Source organism: Paenibacillus sp. SSG-1 (assembly GCF_002224835.1).
Classification (GTDB): Bacteria; Bacillota; Bacilli; order Paenibacillales; family Paenibacillaceae; genus Paenibacillus_AQ; species Paenibacillus_AQ favisporus.
On the sequence record NZ_MBRK01000001.1, the window covers coordinates 4648970 to 4659172 of the forward strand.

Genomic DNA, 10203 nt, shown 5'->3' on the forward strand with positions numbered 1-10203 from the left:
ATTTCCTGTCGCCTGTTATGCGGATCGCAACCAGTCATGCTATATTGGAAATAATCAGACGGATTATCGCTCCCTGCGGCCCCAGGTTTATCCTGTACCGTAGAGATGACTTGAAGTCGGCGGCGAACAGACCCTTACTTACGGAGGTGCGAACGTATGGATCAACCGGTGAAAGTATACAATACAGCGGTGGAAGTAACCCTGGAGGTGATCGGCGGCAAATGGAAGCCGGTCATCCTGTTTCATCTGACCTTCGGCAAAAAGCGGAACAACGAGCTCCTGCATCTCATTCCTTCCATCACCCAGAAAATGCTGACCCAGCATTTGCGCGAACTGGAAGACGAGGGAATCATTCAGCGCATCATCTACAATGAGGTTCCTCCCAAGGTCGAGTATGAACTGACCGAATACGGCTGGAGCATGAAGGAGCTGCTGCACATGATGTGCCGATGGGGAGAAATGCATGTCGATAAAAAGTACCAGGGAACGGCGGCCATCCGAGAAAACCCCCGCTTGGAGTCTGCGCCGTAACACGCAGGTTGACCGGCTGCAAGGGCAGGCGGCCATCGGCAGATCGGTCGTTTGAAAGGCATCAACGGTGCCAAGAGATATCCTGCGGCATAACTCGGAAGGATCAGAAGCATATAAACAAAGAGGCTGCATCCCTGCAAGATCAGGGGCAGCCTCTCTTTATATACGTTGGGGTTATCATAGGCATGACGGCCAAACCCACGCGTTACGGAATGACCTTACGCCGGCGCAAATCATCGAAAATGTTCATGAACATCTCTTCTGTATCCACGTACTCATGGAAGCCAAAGCGGCGGGCTTTGGTCCCATCGGCGAAAAAATCGTAATCCCAGGAGAAGACGAAATCGCCGAAGCCCCAGGAAGAAACCTCTTGATAAGAATGCGGGGCCAGCCCGTGCTTTTGGACCATGTCATTCCACAACGGCTCCTTGTCGGCCATAACGACGTCCAGCGACATCTGAAGGGGCGGCGCCGTCTCCATTCCGAAGTAAGCGGCGATCTTCGGCCACATCTCGTTCCACCGGAACAGATCCCCGTTGTTGATATTGAACGCCTGATTCGCGCACCGCGGATCGGTTGCGGCCCACACGGTAGCTTTGGCAAGAAGCCCGGCATCAGTAACCTCCATCAGCGTATGATAGGCCCCCGGTTTCCCCGGAAAACGGAGCGGAATGCCCAGTTCCTTGGAGATGGACGCGTATACGGCGATAACCATCGCCAGATTCATCGGATTGCCCAATGCAAAACCCGCGACCACCGAAGGACGAATGGCCGACCACGTCCAAGCCTTCCCCTGCTGCCGTTTCTCCAAAAACTGCTGCTGATCCACATTAAACTCGGGCGGCATATGACCGGCATCCGATTCCTTGGCCGGGGTTTTGAACGGGCCGAGATGCGCACCGTACACTTTGTACCCCTGCATCAGGCTGACATGCCGCAGCCCCGGCGATCCCGCTTCGACCGCCTCGACGCTGTTGACCAGCATGGCCAAATTCGGTGCCACCAGCTCGGCCCAGGTCGGACGGTCCTGATAAGCGGCGTAGAACAGATGCGTCACCTCGGGAAGCGCGCCCAGGCGGCGCCGGGCATCTTCCGGGTCCAGCAGATCCGCCGCGATATAGCGGACCCGCTCCCGGTCCTCCCCTCCCCTCCGGGATACCCCGATCACTTCCCACTCCGGCAGCGTCAGCAGATAGTCGATGAGATTGCGTCCAATCACCCCATTGGCCCCGACGACCAATGCCACTTTCCGTTCTTCCTTAACCGATTTATGATCATTCATGGAATGTCAGCTCCTTTGTTTATTGTGCTTGGTGATGGCTCTATTGTGCACCCGGATTGCGCCCTCGGGAAGTACGCACTTCAAAGTCATTTAAGCACTTTTTTGTAACGTTGGAGCAGACAACGGCTTTCCGGGCATCTGTTTTTTTCAATTGAGGAAATGGCTCGCCCATCTTCACTTTATCCCGTTAGAGGGCTATACTTATTCTCGACCTATTTGACAACTAGCATGACGGATGAGGAGGCATGTATAACTTGAAGATTCGGCTGCTTAATTCAAATGAATTGCAACAGGCCGCAGACCTGTCGGACCTTGTATTTGGCAAGCCCGGCCAGCCCTCTATGGGCAAATCGTTTCCGGCCCTGTTTCATCCGGGTGTCAGCCATTCCTATGGCGCGTTCACCGATGAGGGCGAGCTGGTGGCGTTCATGGGACTGGCGCCGGACGTGGTGCGGATCGGGGAAGCCAGGCTGAACGTGTTCAGCATCGGTTCGGTATGCACACACCCCGACTTCCGCGGGCAAAATCTGGCCAGCACGCTTCTGGCGGAATGCATGGATCATGCACGCCGCTCCGGGGCTTCCCTCGTATTCGTATCCGGCGGCCGTTCCCTGTACCGCCGGGCAGGCTGCTACGATTTTGGCAGAGTCCATTATGCCATGCTGGATCGCGGCAGCGCGGCAGCCCTTTTGCAACCGGATACAGATGAATGGAGCATCAGCCCTATGCGGCCGGAGGATACGTTCGGCATCTCCGCGATCCTCTCCGGCGCTTCCCCGGCCTATGAGCAGGGCCCCGCACAGCTGCTCACGCTGCTGGGCAGCAGCGCCATCGCGGACATCACCATGATGCGCCAAGAAACGCTCACCGCTCGCAAAGACGGCGCGATAGCAGCCTTTCTGGCCGCTGCCGTGCCAACGGCTCCTGAATCCTCGACGTCCGGCGAACCGGCCAAGGCCGTCGAGTGGGGTGGCCATCCGCAGGCCGTCGCCCGGCTGCTGGCCGAAATGCTCCAGCGCCACCGGATTCAGCGCTTGGAGGTTCCGGTGCCTTGGCAGGAGCAAGCCCTGCTGAAACTGCTTCAGCAGGCCGGCGCCGCGGTCCAATCCGGCCCGAACAGCGGCACCGTATGGATCGCGGACGCCCACAGCCTGCTCACGCAGTGTTCCCCGCTGCTCAAGGTAGACTGGCAATCCTTTATCCGCATCGATGAAGCCGGCGGCAGATCATACACGGTCACAAACAAGGGACAGGAACTCGTGCTGGATGACAGCGGTTTGCTGTCGCTGCTGTTTGATCCCGAGTCTCCCCACCTGGCGGGGGCGCCGGAAGATTTCTGTACGATACCTCTGCCTTATTTATCCGGACTGCATTATATTTAACAGCAGCGGCTACAGCGCTGGTGCATACGCGTCCAACCAAAGAAAAGGAGCCGTCCCGGTATACCCGGACGGCTCCTTTGTATGCAAATATCCTACTTTACGATAAAGTCCGCCATCGATTTCACTTCGATCCGGCCCGGTCTGGCCGGGATGAACGGCTCTTTCCCTTCCGAACGGGCGTAAAACTGCACGCGCTGCTCCCTGCCCGGAATCAAATCGAAGAAATTGTCGCTGAAGCTGCCCTCCGCCTCGCTGGAAATCCATACTTGTTTGGCCAGCGTATCCGTTGTAAGGATCAGCGTATGACCTTGGCTGCCTTCTTCCTCCCGTACCGTGATATTCGCTTTGGCGAACGCGAACTCCTTAGCCGGCACGAAATAATGCTCCTTGATGTCCACCACTTGCCCGGACACCTCAAGCTGGACGAGCAGAAACGTTTCCTGCGGGCGGCTTCCACCCAGCAGCTGCTCCACGGAGCAGGTATGCACCTTTTCCGATATGTTCGCGCTTATGCTGAAGCTCTCCGCCGTTTCCTGCAGGACGTTCCCTTTCAGGTCCATGACCTGCAGGCGAAGATTTCCGGACAGCGGCTGAAGCACATCGGAAAGGACGTAAATGTCCAATTCATCGCCGCGCGTACCGTCGATGGAAACGGCGACGTCGCGGAAGCTGCGTTTGGCATAATACTGGAGCGCCTTCCAGCGGCCGAAATAATCCATCCCCGCCCAGGAAGCCACCGGCCAGCAATCGTTCATCTGCCAATACAGCGTCCCCATGCAGTAAGGCTTCTTGCGGCGATGCGCCTCAATCGCCATCTTCATGGCTTCCGCCTGCAGCACCTGGCTCATATACAGGAAGGAAGGGAAATCCTTCGGCTCGTTCATGTACATATCCATGTACTGCTTGATCAGACGGTTGCCCTGCCCGTTCTTCTGGTGGGCCAGCATCACTTCGGATTCCAGGGCCAAATCATGCTCTTCGGCATAACGGCGAACCGATTTGTATTCCGGAAACGACTGAAAACCGTATTCGCTCATGAAACGCCCGATGTACACGTTATAATTTTCAAACGGCTCCACATTGTGCCATACGCCCCAGTAATGGATGTCCCCGCCGGTGGAGCTGTTCGTCGCATGCTGACGAATGTCCCCGGTCAGCTCGATCATCGGCGAAGACGGCCAGTAATCGGCCTGCGGCGCATAACGGGTAATCGCTTCCGGCAAAATCCGGTGAAAGATCGCCTCGTAATCCTGCCACAGGCGCTCGCGGAGCTCCGGAGTATACTGCTGCTTCCAGCCCCAGCCGGTATTTTCGGAATAGTGGGACCAGGCCGTATCGATTTCGTTATTGCCGCACCATAAAACAATCGAAGGATGATTTCTCAGACGTCTGACGTTTTCCTCCGCTTCCAGCCGCACATTTTCCAAAAATGCTTCGTCGCCGGGGTACATGCTGCAGGCAAACATGAAATCCTGCCATACCATCAGGCCGTATTCGTCACACAGCTCATAGAAAGCGTCCTGCTCGTAAATCCCCCCGCCCCAGACGCGAAGCATATTCATGTTGGAGGCTGCTGCACTGGCAATCTCATGACGGTAGCGTTCGTAGGTTACTTCGGTAATAAAGCTGTCGTTCGGGATATGGTTGGCACCCTTGGCGAACACCGGTACTCCGTTCAGCTCGATATAAAAGGTAGAGCCGGCCTCGTCCTTATCGCGGACCAGCCTGACCGAGCGCAGGCCCGTTTTAACGCTTTTCTCGGCTGCCACGCCGCCGTCAACGATCAGCTCCGCACGGAATTCATACAAATTCGCCTCACCGAGTCCACGGCACCACCACAGCTTCGGATTGTCGATCACCAGCGGGAGTTCCACCGTTTGGGCGCCTTGTGACAGCTGGACCTTCTGGTCCCAAGTCTGACCGTCCGCGCTCAGGCGAACCAGCGCTTCCCTTTCCAGGTCTGACTCCAGCTCGATCACGGCCGTTAACTTGGCCGATGCTGCCGTAACCTCCGTCTGATCGATGTACACATCCTGAATCCGGCTGTGATCCCATCCTTCAATATAGACATCCCGCCAAATGCCGCTGGTTACGAAACGAGGACCCCAGTCCCATCCGTAATGATACGGCGCCTTGCGGGCGAATACGCTGATTTTCCGGTCTCCAAGTCCTCCGACATCCGACTGGTCATTCGTTGCCGGCAAATCGTAGCCGAGGCGTTCCAGCTTCGGAAGATCCTCCTGGACCGGCGAGCGGAAACGCACATGGACGGTATTGTCCTTCGGCTGCAGCATATTCTTAACATCGGCCTTCCATGTGCGGAACATGTTATCCGCCTGAAGAACAGGTTTGCCGTTCACGGCGACGTCCGCATAGGTGTCAAGCCCTTTAAAGACGAGCTCCAGATGCGGAAGGGACAGCAGCTCCTCCGGCAAATCGAACCGGCTTTCGTATTCCCAATCCTGCTTGTCGATCCACTGTACTTCCTTCTCATTCGTTCCGTAGAACGGATCCGGAATTTTGCCGTTGGCCAGCAGATCCGTATGTACGCAGCCCGGTACCTTCGCCTCCATCCATTCCTGGTCCTTGCAAGCTTTAAAGCTCCAGCTGCTGATGTTCCATTGCGTTTTGTCCATGATATCCTCCTGCCATTGCTCGTATTGTCCAAAGAAAGTTAGCATAATTTATTATAACAAAACTAACAATCTAGTAAATGATCATTTTCCCCACCAGCCGGATGTTTTCAACATCTTCGGATCACCGGGAAGGGACGGCTCGAGGGCCAACCGGGACCCTATTTTTTTGCTCCTGTAGATAACATCTCGGCCGCCCCATCATACACTGCAATAAGACCTCTGGCTTCAGCGGCGGCGACAAGCTGTATAAATCGATTTCAGATGATCAAACATACATCGGTTTCTTTCCCCAGTCTATTTTCACTTGGCCTCGGAACGACCCGAACGGCAGTAACATAACTTACTGTGAGTTCGTTAAAGCACCCTGTCATCGTTTTTTAAAGAAGGATTCTCACGCAAAGGAGTGTCTTAACGTGAAACCAGTGAAATCGGCAAAGCCAAGGAAGCGGGTTAAATCAAGATCAAAACCGGCGAAGCCCGTTCGAATCAGTGGTTTGGTCCCCTCCGCAACCCCGGGAATGGGAGCAGGCGGTGCGATGAGCATCGGAAAGCAGCTTGCCTTTATTTCCGCTTTTCTGTTTCTTATTGCCGCAACGATCAGCTTATATCTGGCCTGGAGAGACCTCCATGGAGGGAACGCTCCTGAAGAGCTATTTTAAACGTAAAAAAATGACGCCGATGCAGGCGCCATTTTTTTGTTCCAGTGTATACGGATCAAGGGATTATTCCGTTCTCTGTTCGCCGGATGCGGCGGCCGGGAAACGGACGGTCATCACCGTACCGGCGCCTTTCTTGCTCTCAATCTCGATCTTTCCCTGCATCACCTCAATGATGCGGAACGTGACCATCAGTCCGAGCCCGGTTCCTTTCGATTTGTTGGAGTAATATGGCTCGCCGAGCCTCGCCACCTCTGACGGCTCCATCCCCTCTCCATTGTCGGCGACGCGAATGACGACCTGGCCGTTCTCCCGGTAAGCCCGGATTTGAATGTGGCCTTCCTCCCGCAGCGCTTCAATGCTGTTCTTGATCATATTGATAAAGGCCTGTTTGAACTTCGACGAATTGCCGTGGACGTACAAGTCTTGGGGAATATCCGTCGTCATCCGGCCGCCTTGAAGGTTAGCCAGGGGGATCAAGATGCCCTCGATATGCCGGAATTCATACCCCACATTGAGCAGGGATACCTTCTCCGCCTCCGGCTTGGCAAACGTAAGAAAATCCGTAATAATCCCCGATGCCCTGTCCAGTTCCTCAAGCGCCAGCCGGAGATACTCTTTCTCCCGGTCCCTCGACTTCTCCTGCAGCAGCTGCAGAAAGCCGCGGGTGACCTGAAGCGGGTTTCTCACCTCGTGCGCAACCGAGGCGGCCAGCTCGCTGATGATTTCCATTTTCTCCGACCGCTGCAGCTCGCTGTTAAACATTTCAAGCTCCCGGGAATACACGACAATCTGCCGATGATTATGGGCGAACTTCCGGCCAAGGATCATGATGAGGCTGATCACGAAGCCAAGGACTCCCCATTTCCACCAGAACAGCACGTAGTCCCCCTGGCGTACATAGAACCAGACAAGTTCACCCAGCGTCGCGATGGCAAACAAGGCAAAACCCGAAGCAAACACAGCTGCGTCCCTGTTTCCTTTGGCGGCGTAGGATATCGCGCTGGCCGCCAAAATCATCAGCAGAACGATCATAATGCAGCCGAGCACCTTGACGGAGAAGAAATAATAAATATCGGAGAAACGGCTGCCGCTAAGCAGGTTGATGACCATAAACCCGAGGCAAAAGAGCGAGTACCCTACCTGGAATTTACGGCACATCCGAATGATCAGCATGTAGCCGGGGCCAATGGTTCTTTCAAAATAATAGGTTATCGCCGGTAAGAGCGACAGCAGGCCAAGGTCAAAAACGACCTGAAACCATTCTCCATAGCTTCTGAACAGACTGTACACAAAAGGAGAATAAGTCAGGATCATGAGCCCGATCGACAAAATGACTGCCGTCAGGGACAGCCAGCTGTTCCGCTCACTCCGGTTCAGGAGTAAAGCCGAAATCAGCATGATCAGCGCAATGAATATAAACGAGCTTCCCAAAACGATATCACCCAGATTGGCCTTGATCAGCTTGGTCAGCAGCGTCTGGTAATCGCCGGCCCACACGGGACCGTCCATGCCGATCCGGCCGGTTCCCCCCTGGATTTTCATGAGCAGCGTTTGACCGGCGTCTTCACGGCTCAGCGGAAGCAGGATATGATGAACATCATACCGGTAATCCCGATCGATTTCGTATCGTTTCTCTTGACCGACGTAGATGTCGATTTTGATTCCATAAACCGGTTTGAGCAAAATGGCAGGCGTATTCCAGATGAGTGCCGGCAGCTTCGTTTCGAACCATCCCGCCTTCTCTTCCCCGGTGCTTAGCTGCAGCGGCTGCTTCATCCGGTACGGCTCCCACCCGGAAGCCGGCCCGATGCCGTCCGTGCTGCGGCTGCCCGTACCTCCGCCCTCCCATGTGAACCGCCAGTCCGTCAGCGGCTTTAGAGCCGGTTCGGAACTGCCGTAACAGGAGGCGGCAAGCACAAGCTGGATGACTATACAAATCGCCGCCGCGATGATGCCGTATTTTCTCGAAGCTTTCATATGTGCACCTCTACCGAATGTTAGTGTACCGGAACCAGTAATCTGCAGCCTCGCATCCGGTTCTTTCAATTTCGGATTTCATAAATTGGAAATATATGCTAAACTAATCAAAACCTCAACTAAACTTCATATAACAACATACACACAACCCCATATTCATAACCAGGTCAACGGCTCAATGAGGTCTTCAGCACCGGATACCGCCGCTTGGAACAACAATTCTATCTAAAAAAGGTGATTATATGGAATGGTTAGAGCGTTATGAAGCCGATTTGTCGTATGTATTCCGCGAAACCGAGTGCATCATTGCCGCGTTCCCTTCTCCGTTGAACACGAAAGGCCTTTCCTATTTAACCCATTTTAACCCGCTCGAAGAAAACAGCGCCAAAAACTATATCTGCTATTTGCTGCCCTTCTGGCTGATGGAAACGGCAGGACTTTCGGCCGAAGACGCCCGGAAGCTGTCGATCGGCAACGTTTGCGCCATGCTCTATTTTTTCATTCAGGACGATTGCATGGATTCCTCCTCGCCCCAGGACAAGGAGCAGCTGCCGCTGGGAAATTTGCTGTATCTGCAGTTTCTCGACATCTATCGCGGCTACTTCCCCTCAGCGTCCCGGTTCTGGTCCTATTTCAGGCAGTACCTGCATGAATGGGCGGAAGCCGTTACCAATGAGCACACGGCCGACTATTTCCGCGTGAATCCGCTGTTCATCGCGCGCAAAGCTGCGCCGCTGAAGCTGTCGAGCACCGGAGCGCTGCTCCTGTCGGGCGGGGAGGAACAAATTCCGGCCGTGACCGACTTGCTCGAACACGTACTGGCTACGCTGCAAATGGCAGATGATTGGGCCGACTGGCGGGAAGATCTTGAGGAAGGCAGCTATAACAGCCTGCTCTCGCTGATCCGGTCGCAGTTTGCCCAAGGCGAACCGCTCACTGCCGATCGTGTCGAGCATTATATTGCCGTTCACGGCATCCTGCGTTCATACACTGCTGTGGCGGAAGCCAACCATGAGCACATCAAGCAGACCCCATTGAGCATTCCCCAGCTGCTTTCTTTTCACGAGCATATTCTGCTGTCGATTCAGGACGACGCAAACCGGATCGAAGATGAGAGAAACGCCTTGCAAAAAGGCGGATTAAGTTTATGGCTGTTAAATCATATCAAATAATGATAGATTTATAATTTATTCCATGGTATACTTATAAAGGTAATATTAACCATTTTGTTGAAAGGGTGATTCTAATGACAGCAGAAGCTATCCTTCACAACCAAGTTATTCAAAAAGCCTGGGAAGACCCAAGTTTCAAGGAAAGACTCCTGGCCGACCCTAAGGCCGCAATCAAAGAAGTGCTCGGTATTATTTTACCTGAACACATCAAAGTAAAGACAGTGGAGGAATCATCCAACGAGTTTTATCTCGTGCTTCCCCCAAGTCCAACAGAAACGGTCAGAGCGGCCGCGGCGCCGAAATACTCCTGGTAATTGAGATTACACACCTCATCTTGAATATACATAAATGATGAAAGGGTTGGGAACAGCGAAGTTCGCCACCTTACCGTCAAGCGGCTTATACAGCCGCTGATGGAAAGGAGACGACCGCTTCGGTTCCCACCCCTTTTTCGCTTTTGAATTCAAGACTTCCCCCCATGGCTTCCACGATCCGGAACGTAACCATAAGACCAAGCCCGGTCCCTTTCGTCTTGTTGGAGAAATACGGCTCCCCCCCCCCGGC

At 54.3% G+C, this 10203-nt stretch carries 8 protein-coding genes and 1 pseudogene; 5 read left to right on the top strand and 4 right to left on the bottom strand.

Annotated features, from left to right (window positions below; all coding sequences use genetic code 11):
* Positions 1-156: 156 nt before the first annotated feature.
* Positions 157-531, top strand: a complete 375-nt coding sequence (locus tag BCV73_RS21570) for a winged helix-turn-helix transcriptional regulator (RefSeq protein ID WP_089548478.1) — start codon at positions 157-159, stop codon at positions 529-531.
* Between the two features lie 205 nt (positions 532-736).
* Here the strand turns inward: BCV73_RS21570 and BCV73_RS21575 are convergent, their stop codons facing one another.
* The gene (locus BCV73_RS21575; protein WP_089548479.1) at positions 737-1813 is read right to left on the bottom strand and encodes an SDR family oxidoreductase; all 1077 of its coding nucleotides are present in this window, start codon (positions 1811-1813) and stop codon (positions 737-739) included.
* A gap of 254 nt (positions 1814-2067) precedes the next feature.
* On the opposite strand from BCV73_RS21575, the gene BCV73_RS21580 reads away from it, so the two are divergent.
* Complete coding sequence (locus tag BCV73_RS21580) at positions 2068-3195, top strand: GNAT family N-acetyltransferase (RefSeq protein WP_179232043.1); 1128 nt, start codon at positions 2068-2070, stop codon at positions 3193-3195.
* A gap of 92 nt (positions 3196-3287) precedes the next feature.
* Here BCV73_RS21580 and BCV73_RS21585 read toward each other — a convergent pair whose 3' ends face one another.
* Positions 3288-5831, bottom strand: coding sequence for a beta-mannosidase (locus BCV73_RS21585; RefSeq protein ID WP_089548481.1), 2544 nt, complete (start codon positions 5829-5831; stop codon positions 3288-3290).
* A 536-nt stretch (positions 5832-6367) separates the two neighbouring features.
* On the opposite strand from BCV73_RS21585, the gene BCV73_RS35895 reads away from it, so the two are divergent.
* Entirely contained in the window at positions 6368-6490 is a 123-nt protein-coding gene (locus BCV73_RS35895) for a hypothetical protein (protein WP_256992938.1), read from the top strand.
* Positions 6491-6553: 63 nt separating this feature from the next.
* Here BCV73_RS35895 and BCV73_RS21590 read toward each other — a convergent pair whose 3' ends face one another.
* On the bottom strand, positions 6554-8467 hold the full coding sequence (locus tag BCV73_RS21590; protein WP_089548482.1) for a sensor histidine kinase: 1914 nt from the start codon (positions 8465-8467) through the stop codon (positions 6554-6556).
* Positions 8468-8709: 242 nt separating this feature from the next.
* Between BCV73_RS21590 and BCV73_RS21595 the strand changes: the two genes are divergently transcribed.
* On the top strand, positions 8710-9639 hold the full coding sequence (locus BCV73_RS21595; RefSeq protein WP_089548483.1) for a hypothetical protein: 930 nt from the start codon (positions 8710-8712) through the stop codon (positions 9637-9639).
* Positions 9640-9713: 74 nt separating this feature from the next.
* Positions 9714-9953, top strand: a complete 240-nt coding sequence (locus BCV73_RS21600) for an NHLP leader peptide family RiPP precursor (protein ID WP_076173667.1) — start codon at positions 9714-9716, stop codon at positions 9951-9953.
* An 85-nt stretch (positions 9954-10038) separates the two neighbouring features.
* Here BCV73_RS21600 and BCV73_RS35900 read toward each other — a convergent pair.
* Positions 10039-10203, bottom strand: a pseudogene (locus BCV73_RS35900) (ATP-binding protein); the annotation flags it as partial.